16 protein-coding genes are annotated in these 16,426 nt (G+C 68.5%); 9 read left to right on the forward strand and 7 right to left on the reverse strand.

Features of this window, described 5'->3' with window-relative positions:
- The first annotated feature begins 8 nt into the window (after positions 1-8).
- Together ACQP2O_RS18400 and ACQP2O_RS18405 are read left to right on the forward strand one after the other, a co-directional pair.
- Positions 9-1,247, forward strand: coding sequence for an MFS transporter (locus ACQP2O_RS18400; RefSeq protein ID WP_433186241.1), 1,239 nt, complete (start codon positions 9-11; stop codon positions 1,245-1,247).
- A complete protein-coding gene (locus ACQP2O_RS18405; protein ID WP_433186244.1) occupies positions 1,248-2,504 on the forward strand; it encodes an ATP-grasp domain-containing protein in 1,257 nt (418 codons plus the stop codon).
- 62 nt (positions 2,505-2,566) lie between these two features.
- Here the strand turns inward: ACQP2O_RS18405 and ACQP2O_RS18410 are convergent, their stop codons facing one another.
- Positions 2,567-2,980 (reverse strand): ester cyclase, encoded by a 414-nt coding sequence (locus ACQP2O_RS18410; protein ID WP_433186247.1) that lies wholly within the window; start codon positions 2,978-2,980, stop codon positions 2,567-2,569.
- A 100-nt stretch (positions 2,981-3,080) separates the two neighbouring features.
- Here ACQP2O_RS18410 and ACQP2O_RS18415 point away from each other — a divergent pair, with 100 nt between their 5' ends.
- Positions 3,081-3,671: a TetR/AcrR family transcriptional regulator gene (locus tag ACQP2O_RS18415; RefSeq protein WP_433186250.1), complete on the forward strand. Its 591-nt coding sequence runs from the start codon at positions 3,081-3,083 to the stop codon at positions 3,669-3,671.
- 146 nt (positions 3,672-3,817) lie between these two features.
- On the opposite strand, the gene ACQP2O_RS18420 is transcribed toward ACQP2O_RS18415, so the two are convergent.
- Positions 3,818-4,765: an alpha/beta fold hydrolase gene (locus ACQP2O_RS18420; RefSeq protein WP_433186252.1), complete on the reverse strand. Its 948-nt coding sequence runs from the start codon at positions 4,763-4,765 to the stop codon at positions 3,818-3,820.
- 82 nt (positions 4,766-4,847) lie between these two features.
- Between ACQP2O_RS18420 and ACQP2O_RS18425 the strand changes: the two genes are divergently transcribed.
- A complete protein-coding gene (locus tag ACQP2O_RS18425) occupies positions 4,848-5,555 on the forward strand; it encodes a TetR/AcrR family transcriptional regulator (protein ID WP_433186255.1) in 708 nt (235 codons plus the stop codon).
- Positions 5,556-5,559: 4 nt separating this feature from the next.
- Here ACQP2O_RS18425 and ACQP2O_RS18430 read toward each other — a convergent pair whose 3' ends face one another.
- Complete coding sequence (locus ACQP2O_RS18430; protein WP_433186258.1) at positions 5,560-6,468, reverse strand: dihydrodipicolinate synthase family protein; 909 nt, start codon at positions 6,466-6,468, stop codon at positions 5,560-5,562.
- Between the two features lie 337 nt (positions 6,469-6,805).
- Between ACQP2O_RS18430 and ACQP2O_RS18435 the strand changes: the two genes are divergently transcribed.
- The 5 genes from ACQP2O_RS18435 to ACQP2O_RS18455 all read left to right on the forward strand — a co-directional run bounded on the left by ACQP2O_RS18435 (position 6,806) and on the right by ACQP2O_RS18455 (position 12,039).
- Complete coding sequence (locus tag ACQP2O_RS18435) at positions 6,806-7,966, forward strand: Gfo/Idh/MocA family protein (RefSeq protein ID WP_433186261.1); 1,161 nt, start codon at positions 6,806-6,808, stop codon at positions 7,964-7,966.
- Positions 7,963-8,952, forward strand: a complete 990-nt coding sequence (locus ACQP2O_RS18440) for a Gfo/Idh/MocA family oxidoreductase (RefSeq protein WP_433186264.1) — start codon at positions 7,963-7,965, stop codon at positions 8,950-8,952. Before ACQP2O_RS18435 ends, ACQP2O_RS18440 begins: the two co-directional genes overlap by 4 nt.
- A 13-nt stretch (positions 8,953-8,965) precedes the next feature.
- Positions 8,966-9,394: a Gfo/Idh/MocA family protein gene (locus ACQP2O_RS18445; protein WP_433186267.1), complete on the forward strand. Its 429-nt coding sequence runs from the start codon at positions 8,966-8,968 to the stop codon at positions 9,392-9,394.
- Between the two features lie 208 nt (positions 9,395-9,602).
- Positions 9,603-11,612 (forward strand): zinc ribbon domain-containing protein, encoded by a 2,010-nt coding sequence (locus ACQP2O_RS18450; protein ID WP_433186270.1) that lies wholly within the window; start codon positions 9,603-9,605, stop codon positions 11,610-11,612.
- A 34-nt stretch (positions 11,613-11,646) separates the two neighbouring features.
- Positions 11,647-12,039, forward strand: a complete 393-nt coding sequence (locus ACQP2O_RS18455) for a hypothetical protein (protein WP_433186273.1) — start codon at positions 11,647-11,649, stop codon at positions 12,037-12,039.
- Positions 12,040-12,239: 200 nt separating this feature from the next.
- Here the strand turns inward: ACQP2O_RS18455 and ACQP2O_RS18460 are convergent, their stop codons facing one another.
- The 4 genes from ACQP2O_RS18460 to ACQP2O_RS18475 form a co-directional block, all read right to left on the reverse strand.
- The gene (locus ACQP2O_RS18460) at positions 12,240-12,671 is read right to left on the reverse strand and encodes a hypothetical protein (protein ID WP_433186276.1); all 432 of its coding nucleotides are present in this window, start codon (positions 12,669-12,671) and stop codon (positions 12,240-12,242) included.
- A gap of 363 nt (positions 12,672-13,034) precedes the next feature.
- Positions 13,035-14,486, reverse strand: coding sequence for a hypothetical protein (locus ACQP2O_RS18465; RefSeq protein WP_433186279.1), 1,452 nt, complete (start codon positions 14,484-14,486; stop codon positions 13,035-13,037).
- Positions 14,487-14,633: 147 nt separating this feature from the next.
- The gene (locus ACQP2O_RS18470; protein ID WP_433186282.1) at positions 14,634-14,816 is read right to left on the reverse strand and encodes a hypothetical protein; all 183 of its coding nucleotides are present in this window, start codon (positions 14,814-14,816) and stop codon (positions 14,634-14,636) included.
- 54 nt (positions 14,817-14,870) lie between these two features.
- Entirely contained in the window at positions 14,871-16,340 is a 1,470-nt protein-coding gene (locus ACQP2O_RS18475) for an MFS transporter (RefSeq protein WP_433186285.1), read from the reverse strand.
- Positions 16,341-16,426: the final 86 nt, after the last annotated feature.

Below are 16,426 nucleotides of genomic sequence, written 5' to 3' on the forward strand. Positions count from 1 at the left end.
CTGCGGAGATGAGACTTTCCGGAATAGACCGGTATCGGGTTGTCTTGAGAACTCCTGGGATCCGCCCCACGCTGGCGGCCGGATTCATCCTGAAGCTTGCGGTGATCGCGATCCCCATCGTGTTGACCCTGCATGTGGCCTTGGGACTGGGCAAAGGCTTGGGAGCGGCGGGGCTGGTCGTGAGTGGCTGGCTCGTCGGAGTAACTGTCGGTGCACCGCTGCAGGGCGCCGCAATCGACAAATGGGGCCTTCGTCCGGCACTGCTATTCAGTGCCGCTGTACAGGGTGTTTTCTGGGGCATGGCGCCGCTGTTGCCGTTGTCGGCGCTGATGGTCAGTGCGACAGCCTCGGGGGTGCTGCTGATACCGGGCTCCACCCCGGTCAGGCTGGTGATCGCAGCTCTTGTGCCGGAAGGACAACGGCAAACCGGCTTTGCCATCGACTCGATGCTCACCGAACTTTCGTATCTTGTCGGCCCTGCCCTGGGAGCGCTGGTGACCACCGAGGCGTCCAGTACGGCGGCCATGCGCGGGCTCGGATTCGTATCGCTGCTCGGTGGTGTTTCAATAGCGATGCTGCGTCGTCGCCAGGACGCCACGGCGGCTGAGGTCGGCGGCGAGCGGGAAGGAACACGGCCGCCGACTCCATGGAAGAGCCTGATCGCCTTGCTGGCTTGTGTATTCGCTGTGGGCGGGACCACGAGCGGGTTCGAAATCGCGATGGTAGGGCTAATGCGGCACGTGGGGAGTGCCCAGTGGATAGGCGTGCTCCTGTCCGCGTGCGGAGTCTATGCCCTGGTGGGCGGATTTGTCCTCGGGGCCTCACGGCTAACGGTTCGGACCTGGGCCGGTGCGCTGGTCCTCGGAATGGTTGTCATCCCGATCGGTTGGGTTACGGACTGGCGCGTCTTGCTCGCTGTGGTCGCGCCTGCGGCCGTGCTCTCCTCGGTCACCCTCGCTGCTGGCGCGAGCGAGGTCAGCCGCTTTGCGACGGCCGCCACTCAGGGAAGAGTCATGAGTCTCTATGGCGCAGCGCTCGCAGGCGGCAATGCCGTGGGCGCTCCGTTGGTGGGGTTTGCGGTAAGCGCGGGTGGTCCGGTCATCGGCTTCGTCACGGCCGGCGGCGGCGCCATCGTCGTTTCACTTGCAATCAAGCTTATGTTTAGCAGCAGAGACCCACATATACCGGTGGGCTCGACCGCGCGGTTGGTTGACTCAACCGCTGCGCCGACTCCGTTGGGGGATTAGATGCATTCTCCGCCATTCGTTGTCATCGTCGACTCGTATGCGCCGACTCAGATACTTGTCGATCAGTTCCGCAAGGCCGGAGCTCAATTGATACGGGTGCAGAGCACGGTCGACATCCCACGCGTCTACGAGGACTGGTCGGGCCCAACCGGGTACGTGGCGAACATCGTGCACACTGGCGATCTGGCCACAACCATCGCCAAGGTCGCCGAGTACCAGCCGACAGCGGTACTAGCCGGTGGCGAGATCGGAGTGGAGCTCGCTGATGCTCTAGCCGAGGCCCTGGATCTTCCCGGCAATGGAACACGGTTGAGTGCTGCTCGGCGAGACAAGTATGTCATGATTGAGACGGTAAGACAGGCGGGCTTGGCTGCTGCCCGGCAAAAGCGAGTCGAATCCGCAACCGAGTTGATGGACTGGCACACCGCCACTGGTGGTCGTATTGTTGTGAAGCCGATCCGAAGCTCGGGTGGCGACTCGATTTTCGTTTGCGATACCCCAGATCAGTCTGCGGCTGCATTTTCCCGGATTCACGGCGCCAATAATATCTTTTCGACTCGCAATGTCGGTGCCCTCGCGCAAGAATATCTACGCGGAACCGAATATATTGTAAACACTGTGAGTCGCGATGGAAATCATCGTATCTGCGATGTGTGGTGTACGACGCGGATTTCCGTCAATGGTATGCTCGATCTTGTCGACACCGAATACCTGATGCCGCGATCCGGGGCCGTTCAGGACGTATTGGCTGCCTATGCAATCGAGGTGCTCGACGCGCTCGAAATTCGATATGGCGCAGCACATCTGGAGATCAGAGTAACATCTCGTGGGCCGGTTCTCGTCGAGGTGGGCGCCCGGATATGTGGCGCCGGCCTGCCGTACTATGCACAAGTCGCGCAAGGTGAATCGCAACTCGACTGGACCGTCATGGCTTACCTCGACCCGGCTCAATTTCTCGCCACCTACCAGGAAAGCCGGCCAGATCGGAATTTCTGCGCCTTTGTCGGTCTCGTCTCCCCTGCCACGGGGATCCTGCGGCGATATCGAGACCTATCAACACTTCACCGCCTTGAGAGCTTCTATGAGTTGAAAATCGCCGTGCAGCCTGGCCAGCCTATTTATCGAACCGTAGATGATCTCACCTATCCTGGCATTGTCATTCTCATGCATGAAAGCGAAGAAACTATACGGCGCGACGCCAATACCATTCGCTACCTTGATGGACCAAGCTTCTATGACATCTCACCAACGCAGTAGACCCGCGCATCGATCGCCTAAGCCAGCGCCGACGGGACGTCACCCGCTGAAAACCGTCGTTATCAGGCGTCTTCGCCGACGCCCAACTGGTGTCGCATCGCGGCCGAGTCGAGCAGGGCCCAGTGTTCAACGATCTTGCCGTCCCGCACGCGGACCATGTCGATGCCGGTGACCTCATAACGTCGCCCGGACGCCGCGTGAGTGCCGCGAACGGTATAGCGGTTGACGGAGAAATCACCGGAAGCAACGTTGTGCTCGACCGTCGACTGGACGCCGTCATCCATGTGTTCCCACTTTTGTCTCCAGGCGGCCGCGCCCTTGTGATCGCCCAAAGCGCCTCCGCGGTGGTCGATGACGTCAGGATCGATCAGCGCCAGGGCCTCCTCGCGCCGGCCCGCACTGAACAACTCGACGATGCGCCGGTGGACCTCGGCCGCGCTGGCGACCGACGTAGCAGCCTCCGTCTGTTCTGACATGCGATGTCTCCTCCATCAAGCCGAGGCGTAACTGGGGAGCTCCCCGGTTAGTCTGCTCCGGTACTGTAATCGGGGATATCCCCGGTTAGCAAGGAGGGTCATGTCATCGGCCGACGCCGGCTCCGCGGCACGCCAAGGACCGCCGCAGCGACCCCGCCGGGCCGACGCGCAGCGCAACTACGAGCGACTGCTGGCCACCGCCAGGGAGGTCTTCGGCGAGCGTGGTGTCGACGCGCCTCTCGACGACATCGCCCGCCGGGCCGGGATCGGCAACGCCACGATGTACCGGCATTTCCCGACGCGCCGAGAGCTGATCATCGCCGTTTACGCCGACGAGGTGGCTGCGCTCTGCACCCAGGGCGAGGCCCTGCTCGATGATGAGTCGCCCGCTGACGCGCTCTTCGGCTGGCTGCGAGCCTTCATCGCGCACGTGGCCGCAAAACGCGAGCTGGCGCTGGCCATCCCCGACGATCAGGGTGGGCAGCGCTCGGCATTGTTCGACCGCTGGCACAAGTCGATGCGCACGACCGCGTCCACGTTGCTGACACACGCCCAAAGCCGTGGCGCCGTCGATACCGATCTCGACGTCTCCGACCTGCTCACACTGGCCAACGGTATCGCCGTGGCCAGCAGCGACACCGATCAGGCCGAGCGGTGCCTTGGACTCCTTCGCCGCGCTATCGCCACCTAGCCGGACGCCGAACCCGTCGAGGTTCGGCGTCACCTCACACACGTTCGCGCGAACATGTGTGCTTCGCCGAAGGACTCGTTGGTGGCGATCGCCGGGCTGTTCTTCTGATCAGGGGCGTTGCCCGAACTCATCGGCGAACGCTGCCGCTAGACGTCGACAGAACCATTCTCGCGGCGTGCCGCTCCGTCGGCCGTCGAGCGGACCTCGCGGGCGATGTCCGGCCACAGGGCGGCGGGGAGGTCGTGGCCCACGCCGGGGAGGGTCACCAGCCGCGCGTCCTCGATGGCCCGCGCGGTGGCGCGTGCGGCGGCGACCCGCAGGAGCTGGTCCTGCTCGCCGTGCAGGACCAACGTGGGCAGATGGAGCTCGTGAAGCCGCGGCCCGTGCCAGTGGGCGCCGATCTGCCGGCTCTGCGCCTTCTTGTCGCGGGGCCCGCTGTCCACTTCGGCTTCGATCCACGCGCGGGCGGCCGCCTCGTCGAACGGGTAGCCGGGTGAGGCGATGCCGCGCCAGACCGCCAGAGCCGCCTCGATGTCGCCCTCGCGTCCCTCGGGGAACCGCATGCGGGCCAGCTTCGCGAGCAGGCCGAACCGCAGGTAGCGCAGCACGCCCAGCCCGGACACGTCGCTGGGGACCGCCGCGGAGGACGTCAGGCTGAGCACGCGGTCGGGGTGGCGGAGGGCGACGCGCTGCGCGAGCTGTCCTCCCAGGGAGTGCCCGAAGACGTGCGCCCGCTCCCAGCCGAGAGCGTCCAGGACGGCGACCGCGTCGTCGGTCATGTCCTCGGCGGTGTACGGACTTCCGCGCTTGCCGAACAGCGCGGAGAAGGGGTTGCCGGCCGGGGTCGCCGGCATGCGGGTGGACTGGCCGGCGTCGCGCTGGTCGTAGCGGGCGACCTCGAAACCCGCGTCGGCGAAGGCCTCGCACAGGCCGGCCGGCCACCAGAAGCGGGAGACCGCCAGTCCCATGATGAGCAGGAGCGGCTCGCCGCGTGACCCGCGCAGGCGATCGAACGCGATGTCCACCCCGCCGTTGGCCGTGTACCGGGTCGGCGTCCATTCCAGAGCCCGCCCGGTTGCTGATCGGTCGACCATGTCATCTCCCTACTGCGATCGACGTTCGCATAAAGTCGTTCGGCTACGATACTGCAAACGGCGTTCGCAGAAAGGTGAGGGTGTGACCGAGGGGTCCGACCGCAGCATCTGGCTACGACCTGAGCGTGGGGCGCGCGGCCCGGCGCCCGAGTACAGCCGGAGCCGAATCGCCGCAGCGGGCGTCGCGCTCGCCGACGCGGACGGGCTCGGCGCCGTCACCATGCGAGCGGTGGCGGACGCCCTCGGCACCGGACCGGCATCTCTCTACCGCTACGTCGCCACCCGCGACGAGCTGATCGAACTGATGATCAACGAGGTGAACGGAGAGGTCGATCTCGCCGCGCCCGGCACCGGGCACTGGCTCCAGGATCTGCTGGCCCTGGCCCGGCGGAGCCGCGACATCTACCTCCGTCATCCCTGGCTGCTCGACGCGGGCGGCCTGGGCGGCCCGATCGGACCGAACGCGGTCGACTACCTCGAGCACGCGCTGGCCACCCTCTCCGGCATCGGCGTCGACCCCCGTACCAAGCTGGAGGCGATCGGCGTGCTGAACGGCCTGGTCGCGCTCCTGGCGCGCGCGGAGATCGCGCAGGGAACCACCGGCCGTACACTCCCGCAGTGGCAGCGGGACCAGGCGGCCTACCTGAGCGAGGTCGTGACGGCGGGTCGCCACCCTCACCTGGCCGCCGCGCTGGCGGCCCGCCCTCCCGAGGCCGCCGAGCCTCTCTTCGACCGGGTCATCACCCGAGTGCTGACCGGACTTCTCCGGCAGGACCCCCCAAAGGAATGACCCCCTAGGAGACGAAGTCGGGCAGGCGTTCGCGGGCGATGGCGCGCAGCGTTTCGGCGTGTTCGGCGGGCACGCCGGAGTACGGCCAACGCAGCCGTGTGCCGATCGGGCACCAGCCGCCGATCGTCGCCAGCAGTTTGTCGAGCGCGGCGTTGCAGTATTCGCGCTGGAGCGGCTGGATGAACTCGCCGATGAAGGCGTTGAGGCGCGCTTCGGTGGACATCGCGGTGGGGAGGCCGTCGCGGATGGCGTGCCACCAGGCCACGGCGGCGCGGGGATTCAGGCAGGCGACGTTGGAGTACGCGCCGGCCGCGCCGCGACGGTGGCCGGAGGCGAGATGGTGGCCCGGTACGAACACCGAAACACGCTCCATCACCGGGCGCATCGCCTCGTACCAGGCATCGTCCCCGTCGCCGACCTTGAGCCCGATGATCTCCGGGATCTCATCGCACAGGCGTCCAAATTCGTCCGGGGTCAGCACGCGCTTGGAGTGCGGGGGGTTGTACAGGACCAGGGGTACCGGTGTCGCCTCGTCGGCGAGTCGGCGCAGGAAGGCGATCGCCTCGCGGTCGGTGACGGTGAACCAGTCCGGCAGGATCACCTGGATCGCCGCGGGAGCGAGCTCCCGAGCGCGGCGGAGCCGGTGAAGGGCGACCTGCGGGCTGGGATGGGCGCAGCCGATCTGGAACGGCGTCCCCGCCGACGCGCAGCGCTCGGCCACCAGCGAGGTGAGCCGATCGACCTCCGCTTCATCCTGTGTCCAGAACTCGGCCGCCGATCCACCCGTGTACACGCCGTCGACACCGGCGGCGATGAGCCGGTCCACCTGCTCGCCGACATGCTCCCAGCGCAGATCGTCGTCTTCGTCGAGTGGGAGGAGCACCGTCGCCCAGGTGCCCGTCGGGGGGCTCACCGGACACGGACGGTCGTGGCCTCGGGTTCCAGTCATCCGTCCACGCCTCTCGCCGGGGATCTACTCCTTGTGATCTTGCCCCGTTCTGTTCGACCTCGCCATCCGGCAACCGTCATTCCGGGACTCGCCGCTCGTGAGGACGAACGGCGTACGTGCGGGTTTCCGGCTCTTGACATCCCCGAGCGACCCGGCACATAGTGGGCGGACCTAGAGCGCTCTAGCGCTCATTTCCCAAGGTCAGTGAGGTCACCACGTGAGCAGGGTCGAACCGCCACGCGCGGAGGCCGGGGCGCTCGACGCCCTTCCTCGCCGAGTACGAGTCCGGGTGAGGTGACCGATGGCCCGTCATCGCCCCCTGGGCGTGGCCGTGGTGGGGTTCGGCTGGATGGGCCGGGTGCACGCCCAGGCGTACGCCCGGGTGCTGCATCACTTTCCGCAGCTGGACCTGCGCCCGGAGCCGGTCACGGTCGCCGATGAGGTGCCCGGCCGGGCCGAGGAGGCCGCCGCCCGATTCGGCTTCGCCACGGCGACCCGTGACTGGCGTGACGTGGTGGCCGACCCGCGTGTCGCCGCCGTCAGCGTCACCGCCCCGAACTTCCTGCACCGTGAGATCGGCGTGGCGCTGGCGGAGGCCGGCAAGCACCTCTGGATCGAGAAGCCCGTCGGCCTGACCGCCGCGGACGCCCGCGCGGTTGCCGACGCGGCCGGCGAGGCCGGGGTCCAGGGCACCGTCGGGTTCAACTACCGCAACGCCCCGGCCGTCGAGACGGCCCGGGAGATGATCGCCGCGGGGGAGATCGGCGCCGTCACCCACGCCCGCATCCGGCTGTTCAGCGACTACGCGGCGCACCCCGATGGCGCCTTGACCTGGCGGTACGAGCGCGAGCGCGGCGGCAGCGGCGTGCTCGGCGATCTCGCCTCGCACGGCGTGGACCTGGCCCGCTTCCTCCTCGGCGAGATCTCATCACTGGTCGCCGACACCGCCGTGTTCGTACCCGAGCGGGCCCGCCCGGCCGGCGCCACCGCCGGGCACACCCGGTCCGCGGGAGGGGAGCGGGGACGGGTGGAGAACGAGGACCACGTCTCCTGCCTGCTGCGGTTCGCCTCCGGGGCGCGTGGCGTCCTGGAGGCCTGCCGGGTCTCGGTGGGCGAGCAGAACAACTACGGCGTGGAGATCCACGGCACCAGGGGCGCGCTGTTCTGGGACTTCCGCCGGATGGGTGAACTGGGCGTCAGCCGGGGAACGGACTACCAGGATCAGCCGGTCGGCACCGTCCACGTCGGGCCGGGGGACGGCGAGTACGCCGCCTTCCAGCCCGGCGCCGGGATCAGCATGGGCTACGACGATCTGAAAGTCATCGAGGCGTACCGCTTCCTGCGGTCCATCGCCGAGCGGACGCCGTACGGCGCCACACTCGAGGACGCCGTCCGCGCCGCCGTCGTGCTCGACGCCATGACCCGGTCCGCCCGGACGGGGACGTGGGTGAGCCTGCCGTGAGCGAGATCCGCGTCGGTGTCATCGGCACCGGCATCATGGGCGCCGACCACGTGAACACCCTGCACCGCCATGTCTCCGGCGCCGCCGTCACCGCGGTGGCCGACATCGACCCCGCCCGGGCCCGCGCCGTCGCGGCCGGCGTACGGGACGCCCGCACCGTCGACGACGCCTTCGCGCTGATCGCCGATCCCGCCGTCGACGCGGTCGTCATCGCCTCACACGACGCCACCCACGCCGACCTGGCCATCGCCGCGGTACGGGCCGGCAAGCCCGTGCTGTGCGAGAAGCCACTGGCACCGACCCTGGCCGAATGCGTACGCGTCGTACGGGCAGCGGGACGGACAGGACTGATCTCGCTCGGTTTCATGCGTCGTTTCGACCCGGCGTACGTGGAGCTGAAGGCCGCGCTCGCCGCCGGGACCTGCGGGGTGCCGCTGCTGCTGCACTGCGTCAGCCGCGGGGTGGCCTCCGCGCCGGGCGCCACCAGCGAGTCCAGCGTCACCGGCTCGGCGATCCACGAGTTCGACACCGTTCCCTGGCTGCTGGACTCTCCGATCACCGAGGTCGAATGGCACGCCCCGCGCCGCGCTCCGGCGACCGGGCTCCAGGATCCTCAGCTGATCCTGCTCCGCACCGCCGACGGCGCCCTGACCACCGTCGAGGTGTTCCTCAACGCCGGCTACGGCTACGACATCCGCTGTGAGATCGTCGGCGACCGCGGTACGGTCGCGCTCGCCGACCCGGCCCGCATCGTCACCGACGCCGACCGCGGGCGGTCCACCGGCCACCCCGCCGACTGGCGGCCCCGGTTCGCCGACGCGTACCGGCTCGAACTCCAGGCCTGGATCGACGCGATCACCGCGGGCACGCCGTCCCCACTGGCCACGGCCCGCGACGGGCTGACCGCGAGCGCCGTCGCGGCGGCGGTCATCGACTCCATGGGGAACGGCGGCAGAACCGTCCCGGTCCAGGCCCCGGCGCTCTAGAGGAGCCCTCGCGATGCCCGCCTTCCCCGCGGCCCTGCCCGCCGCGCGTACCCCCGACCCGATGACCGCCCCCGCCTTGCGCTGGGGCATCCTCGGAACCGGCTGGATCGCCGAGCGCTTCGCCCGTTCCGTTCGCCGCCACACCCGCCAGAGCCTCACGGCCGTCGCCTCCCGCGACCACGGCCGCGCCGAGCACTTCGCGCGCCGCCACGGCATCCCCCGCGCCCACGGTTCGTACGAGGAGCTGACCGCCGCCTCCGACATCGACGTCGTCTACGTCGCCACCGAGCACACCGCCCACCTGACCTGCGCGCGGCTCGCCCTCGAGCACGGAAAGCACGTCCTGGTCGAGAAGCCCCTCGCGCTGAACGCCGAGGAGGCCATCGAGATCGCCAGGTTCGCGGCCGGGCGGAGGCTCACAGGTTTCCCTGGGGATCTGTGATGTTCCGTAGCCCTCACTCGAGGGCGTCGAGTTGCGGTGGTTGCTCACGATGGCGGAAGCGGTGTGCACACCCGACGGCGTTTCGCCGGTAGGCCGTTGAGGCCCTGGCGGGCTTGCCTCGCTCGGATTTTCGAATCACCGAGCGGATTGCAGATACAGTCCGCTACTGTGCGTACATGTTTGGTCGCGTGTCGTCCGGTCGTGTCGCATGAGCCGTAAGCTTGCGCTGGCCGACGGCCAGGTGGCGCGGACCGCGGCCGCCCGCGGGCTGCTGCGTGGTGGGGTGGATGAGGAGACCGGTGAGGCCTTGACGGCTCGGACGGTGGCTGAGCGGGTGGGCTGGTGCGCGGACCTGGTCGCTGGGATGGCCGCCGGTCTGCTGGCGGAGCGTTGGAACGCCGAGGATGTGGCCGTGCTGGCGGACGGGGTGGATGGCGCGGGCCGTGTCTTGCCGTCGAATGCGTGGATGGCGTTGCGGAGGCTGGGCTGGGGCGTGACCGTTCCCGGCGGGGTCAAGGTCAATGACCGGATCGTGCGGATGGCGCAAGAACAAGCCGGGCGGATCCTGCGCGGTGCGCAGCACCGTGCCGAGAAGGTCACCGGGATCCTGGCGACCTGGCCCGCTGACCCGGCCAAGCGCACGCAGGCCGAATGGCACGCCGTCCGTGAAGCGATCCGGGACGGCAGGGCGCTGTCCGGCAGCGTGATCAAAGCGCGCACAAGGCAGATCACCGCATTCGTCGGCAGGTATGGGCGGCTTCCGGTTGATGTGTTCGAACTGGAGGAGGCGCCGCGCGTGGCGCGGATGCTGGTGCTGGCCGCGGTGGACCGGCAGCAAGCTACCCTGGAACGCGCCGACGATGACCCGGCCAGGGTGCTGTTGCGGCTGCAGTTGCCCGGCCGCCCGGATCCGCGCTCGTACACGGAGTGGTCCTGGGTGGCCTGTCCGGTCACGCTGCCGCCTACAGTCCCGCCCGATGCGGTGCTGCACCTGCCCACACTGCGCCCGCAGGGCCAGAAAGTGCACGCGGATTTGGCGTTCTCCCACCCTGTTCCCAAGGCCGAACGGAAGGGTCACACGACGGCGCTGGGCGTCGACTGGGGCCTGAACACCCTGCTCAGCGCCGGGGCCTGCCGCTTGCATCCCGACGGCACCATCACCGCACTCGGGGCCGGGGCGATGTTCCGGGCCGGTGGGGTGATGGCCCGCCAGCACCGGCTGCGCCGCCACGGCGAACACCTGCACGCCAAAACCGACACCTACGCCCGCCTCATCGCCGACCAGGAGGACCACCACCTGGCCGCCAAACACGCCGTCCTGACGACCGAACACCGGCACGTGGCCGACCGCCGGTCGGGCCTGAACGACGCACTCGCCTGGTCGGCCGCCCGCTGGGCAGTGGACCAGGCGATCGCAGCGGGTGCGAGCGTGATCTATGTGGAGGATCTGCGGTCGATGGAGGCCAAGGGCATGGGCCGCACCCTCAACACCCGTCTGTCCCAGGCCGTGCGGGGGCAGATCGTCGGCAACATGCGGCATCTGGCCGCCGAGACCGGCATCGCCGTCGTCACCGTCCCGCCGAAGAACACCTCCAAGCACTGCCCGCAGTGCCTGGTCCCCTTGCGGCACTGCAAGGCACCCGACCGGCTCACCACTCCCGGGTGGAAGTGGGCGATCTGCCCTAACCTTGACTGTGGCTGGCGAGGCGACCGCGACCACGGCGCGTGGCGGCGCATCGCCGCCCGCGGCCTCACCCACCAGCACACCACCACCGCCGACCGCGCCACCGGCCAGATGGCCATCTCCCGCGTCGTCGACACCCTCGAAGCGGGCGCGGTCATCACCCCGACCGCGCCTTCTCAGGCCAGCGGGGAGGATCGGTCCAAGACCGGCACCACCCCGCGCCGAACCTCACGCCCCGTGCCCAGGCGACGCGGGGCACCCTCCACCCTCGGCCCCCAAGGGGCGGCGGGTCAGCGTCCGGAGGGACGCGCTCACACGGACCACAGACTGCCTCGGGCGGCCTGCGGGTACCAGGGCGCGCGCACGACTATCGTGCACACGATCAGCTCAACCACCCTCACCAGCCGGGGCCGTCCACGGCACCGGCCCAAGGGAGCGGCATTGGGTGCGGGTTTCCACCTGCACGCCCACGCCACCCCGCCCCGGTGGGTAGATCCTCCAGTCACGACGCCCAACATGACTGCGGATCCCTAAGCTGATCAGAGACGCTGTTCTGCGCGGAGGCACTGTGGACTCTCTTCCTGCCCAGATACGACATCGTCCGGCAGGTCCTAACCGTCGGGCAGCCTCACCCGGCGGGCGTCAATGGCCAGATCTCCGCCGTCCTCCGCGACCCGAATGGCAACCAGGCAGTGACACTCCGACCACGGCCACCATCGCCGGATCGCACGGGACCCTCATCCTGCCCGGCCCGTTCAACCAGCCCGGTGACCTCATCCTCACTCCGCACGGCGGCCCGGCACTGACCTTCACCGAACCGCGCACCGCCCACGACGCCCGCTGCATCACCGCCGGACGACCGCAGTCCACGATCCGCCCCCTCGACGACTCGATCACCACGCTCCGCGTCATGGACGAGATCCGCGCCCAGTGCGGCATCGTCTTCCCCACCGAATCGTGACCGCCCGCGGCCGGAGCGGACGCGCCCCGGCCGCTCGGCAGCGACCAAGCCGTTTCAGCGGGGCGGGCGAGCGCCTTGAGGTAAATCGCAACGGCGTAACCGGTCCTGCCGTTACATGCCCGGACCTTGATGTACTTGATTTTGTGCCGGGCCCGGTGACGGACGCGCGCTTCCGCAACGGGAGACGGCGTGCCCGTGGATCACTTCACGCGCTTCTCCGGGCTGCAGGTCGTGCCCGGCTCTACCAGGACCCGGCACTTGCGGACGTAGATCCGCGTCGCCGCCTTGCCGTCCAGCACGAGGGTCTTCCGCACATCCGCCTTGCCGAACGGCTCGACCTTCTTCGTCGCATAATGCCCGGGCGTTCCGATGCGGAGGTAGGCGATCCCGTCGCCGCTGTCCGTCGGGGAGTAGATGTGGACGTGAACCTTGATCGTGAGCTGCTTGTGCTTCTTTTTCAGATCGAGCTTCCAGGTGCCGTCGGTCACCATGTCCTTCGGCTTGATCTTCCTGTCCAGGTTCCACGAGCCGCTCGTCTTGGGCTTGGCGACGGTCGTGGCGGCGGACGCCGTTGACGCTCCCGCGCCGACCACGGCGAGGGCGGCGGCCATGGTGACGGCCAACTTCCGCATTGGCGATTCCTTCGAATATCGACGAGTGCCACCAATGGGCTGACCGGTGAATTCACGGTGCCGTTCATCTGGTGGGCACCTGTTTTCGGTGCACGCCAACTATCGCCTGCTCGGATTTTCGTGGATAGAGGCTCGAAGCCTAACCTCTGGGGTCCTGAATGGACCTCAGGTCCCGGCGTTCGGCAGCGCCAGGACGCGGGCCGCGAGTGCTCGCTCAACGTCAAGGCCGGCCGGGTCGTGTACCGACCCGACCGGCCTGTAAGTCATGTGACCTGGCCGTGCACACCGTGGTCGGTGTGCACGGCCGAACCGCACGGTGCGGCCCGTCGGCGCTGGAAACGCCGACGGGCCGCACCATGCCGGTCAGCGGTAGAAGGTGTCGCTGTGGATGTCCACCGGGTTGCTGGTGTTGCCGGTGGCCACGCCGTACACGGCCAGGAAGGTCGAGCCGGTCGTCCAGACCAGGCCGGTGTAGTCACCGATCATCCGGCCGGAACTCGTCAACGGCACCGTCCGCGCGTCGAACGAACCCTCCACGTGCTGCTCGTTCCACGATCCGGACTCCGTGCAGTCCTCCGCGCAGGTCGTGGCCCAGAAGTCGGTGGGCAGCGTGGCGGCGGACGTGTTGTTCCGGAAGTCGTAGTACGTGATCCCCACGACGCCGGCGGGAGACACGGCGATCGCCGGTACGGCGGCCGAGCCGGTGGGCGTCTTGTCCACGCGAACCGGGGTGGACCAGGTCTGTCCGTTGTCCGTGGACCGCGCGTACGCGACGTGGAAGGTGCCGTCGGCGTTCTGGCTCTGCCAGACCGCGTTCACCACCTTGCTGTTCGGCTGGACCGCCAGCAGCGGGAGCGACGCGTTGCGCACCGGGTCGGTCCCATTGTCGGGGTCCGGGATCTTGGTGCCCACGGTGAACGGCGCCGCCGCGTTCAGCGTCGGTGTCGACCACGTGTCGCCGCCGTCGGTCGAGCGGACGACCTGGGTGGCGGCGGTGGTGTCGGTCTCCACGTGCATGCCGAGCAGCAGCGTCCCGTCGGCCATCGGCTGCACCACGGCACCGATGGCGCCGCTGTTGGTCGGGAAGTCGTAGACCTTCTTCGAAGTCCAGGTCTTCCCGTCGTCGGTCGACTTCGCCATGTAGACCGGCTGGCCCCAGGTGCCGTCCGACTCGCTGAAGGAACGGTCCCACACCGCGTAGACCACGCCCGGGTGGTACGGGTCGGCGGTGATCGCCGGGCGGTCGTTGAAGAACTCCGTGGTGTCGTCCCGCTGGAGGGTCACCGGGGCATCCCAGTGCTCACCGCCGTCGGCGGACCGCGACACCAGCATCGCCGTCACCTGACCGGTACGCGACAGCGAGAACGACGCTGCCACCGCCGCACCGGACGGAGTGATCGTGATCCAGTGGTCCGTCGTGACGTCGTAGTCCCCGCCGTTGGCCGCGGTGCCGCCGTTGCAGTGGGAGAAGGCGGGCTGCGCCGCCGACTTGTGCCAGGTCACGCCGGCGTCGTTGGACACGACGGTGACGGCTCCGTTGCTGCCGTACTTGTTCCACCGGTCCTGCTGGTAAATCGCGACGAGATGCTTCGAATTCTTCGGATCCCGCGCCGCCATGGGCTGAACCTCGGCATTCGGGTTCAGCACGTAACCGTTGCCCTCGGCCAGCCCACAACCCGCCGGCAGCGCGCTGGTGCCCGATATCACTACCAGGCCGGCAGGATCAGAACCATCCGCGAAGGCGGGCTGAGCCGCGATGGTGCAGGCGAACATGGTGGCCGCCGCGGCCACCACTGCCCTGGAACGTTGTTTCAACGTGCCTTCCTATCCTCGATGAGGGTGTCTCCACAGGGGATGCCGCTGCCAAGCCGGGCAGCGTGTTCCCCAGCGGGCGCCAAACGGCAGAGCAGAGGCTACAGCTTCAAGATCGTTTTCGTCTCGCTCTTGATCATCAGCACCGGATCAGGGGTATTCGTCGAGCGACGTGGTGGTCCAAGCGGGGCCCAGGCAGGCCGTGTCCGCCGGCCGGTCGTGCATGGCGAGCACGAGTGCGGCGTTCGGGAGCCATTGGCGGACGGCGGTGAGCACGTGGGTGGCGATCGTTCCGGTGAAAAGGTGGTCATCGGCGAGGACGGCCTTGGCCACACCAGGCGTGGGCCGAGCCCGCAGTGCCGCCGCGATCGCGTTGAGCAGTGTGGGTCAGGCGTCGATCACGGGGGTGTCGGTCGTGGTCCGGTTGAAGCGGGGCAGGGCGGCGGCGCCGACGGCGAGGAGCGCGACGATCGCGATGTGGACGTACTCGGCGGCGGCGAACGCGTGTGGCACGCTGTGCGGGGCCAGGGCCAGGTAGAGCGTGCCGAGCGTGGCGACGCCGAGCGCCAGCCCGCTTTGTTGCAGCGTGATGAGCACGCCGCTGCCGATCCCGCCCAGGTGGGTGGGGACGTCGGCGAGCACGCTGCGGAACAGCCCGGCGAACAACATCGACTGCCCGGCGCCGGCCAGGGCCAGCGGCGCGGCCATGGTCCACAGGCCGACGTGCGGCCAGTCCGTTACCAGGACCGCGACCAGCCAGGCCAGGCCGACCAACTGCACCAGCGCGCCGGCGGACAGTGCGGCCCGGCCGAAGCGGGTGATCAGGCGCGGCGCGAACAGTGACCCGAGGAAGAACAGCAGGGCCATCGGCACGATGGCGAGGCCGCCGTGCAGTGCGTCGGCGTGCAGTCCGTCCTGGACGGTCAAGGCGAAGACGAACATGAATGCGCCGAACCCGATGCTGAAGGCCAGCACCATGATCAGGCCTCGGGACATCGACGGCAGCCGCAGGAGTGACGGCGGCAGCAGCGGCACCTCGCCGCGTGCCTCGGCGCGCTTCTCCACGGTGTGGATGACGAAGCCGAGGACGATCGCCAGGGCGATCAGGAGCCAGGTCCACCACGGCCAGCCCAGCGAGTGCCCTTCGGTCAGGGGGATCAGCAGGGCGACGATGGTGGCGGCGAACAGCGCGGTACCAGGCAGGTCGACGCCGACCGGGTGCGCCGAGCGGGTGGCCGGCACGATACGGGCCGCGACCAGCAGCACGACCAGCCCGATGGGCACGTTGACCAGGAAGATGGGACGCCACCCGGTGCCGGCGATGTCGGCGCTGACCAGTAGACCGCCCACGAGTTGGCCGACGACCGCGGCGATGCCGGAGGTCGCACCGTACAGGGCCAGCGCACGGGCCTTGCGTTCGCCATCCAGGGTGTGGTGGAAGGTGGCCAGCACCTGCGGGATGAGCAGTGCGGCGCAGGCGCCCTGAATGATCCGCGCGGCGATCAGCACCCCGATGGTCGGCGCGATGCCGCAGGCGAGCGAAGCCAGCACGAAGCCTACGAGTGCCCCGAGGAAAAGGCGGTGGCGGCCGTAGCGGTCACCCAGCCGACCGCCCAGGACCAGCAGGGATGCGTACGCCACGCCGTAGCCGGCGATCACCAGTTCCAGCGCGGAGGGCGAGGCGTGCAGCGAGGCCTCGATATCGGGCAGGGCGACGTTGGTGATGAAGAAGTCCATGATCGGCAGGAATGCACCGGCCAGCAGGATGAACACCCCGATCGGGTGCAGCCCGCCCGCGCGGGCGACGGAGCGGGGTGAGGCCGGCCGGGAGTCGGCCGGGGTAATCGTCGATGTCACGGGCAACTCCTCGAGAAGTAGTTATGAGCTCATCACTATATGTCCATAATTATTATGTGTCTATAAGTATGTGACCATAAGTACCT

Source organism: Actinoallomurus sp. CA-150999 (assembly GCF_050942425.1).
Lineage (GTDB): Bacteria > Actinomycetota > Actinomycetes > Streptosporangiales > Streptosporangiaceae > Actinoallomurus.

Bases quoted from the DNA above. Each gene is read 5' to 3' on its own strand.
- ACQP2O_RS18400 (WP_433186241.1), top strand. From the start codon at position 9: ATGAGACTTTCCGGAATAGACCGGTATCGGGTTGTCTTGAGAACTCCT.
- ACQP2O_RS18405 (WP_433186244.1), top strand. From the start codon at position 1,248: ATGCATTCTCCGCCATTCGTTGTCATCGTCGACTCGTATGCGCCGACT.
- ACQP2O_RS18410 (WP_433186247.1), bottom strand. From the start codon at position 2,980: ATGTCAGAACAGACGGAGGCTGCTACGTCGGTCGCCAGCGCGGCCGAG.
- ACQP2O_RS18415 (WP_433186250.1), top strand. From the start codon at position 3,081: ATGTCATCGGCCGACGCCGGCTCCGCGGCACGCCAAGGACCGCCGCAG.
- ACQP2O_RS18420 (WP_433186252.1), bottom strand. From the start codon at position 4,765: ATGGTCGACCGATCAGCAACCGGGCGGGCTCTGGAATGGACGCCGACC.
- ACQP2O_RS18435 (WP_433186261.1), top strand. From the start codon at position 6,806: ATGGCCCGTCATCGCCCCCTGGGCGTGGCCGTGGTGGGGTTCGGCTGG.
- ACQP2O_RS18445 (WP_433186267.1), top strand. From the start codon at position 8,966: ATGCCCGCCTTCCCCGCGGCCCTGCCCGCCGCGCGTACCCCCGACCCG.
- ACQP2O_RS18450 (WP_433186270.1), top strand. From the start codon at position 9,603: ATGAGCCGTAAGCTTGCGCTGGCCGACGGCCAGGTGGCGCGGACCGCG.
- ACQP2O_RS18460 (WP_433186276.1), bottom strand. From the start codon at position 12,671: ATGCGGAAGTTGGCCGTCACCATGGCCGCCGCCCTCGCCGTGGTCGGC.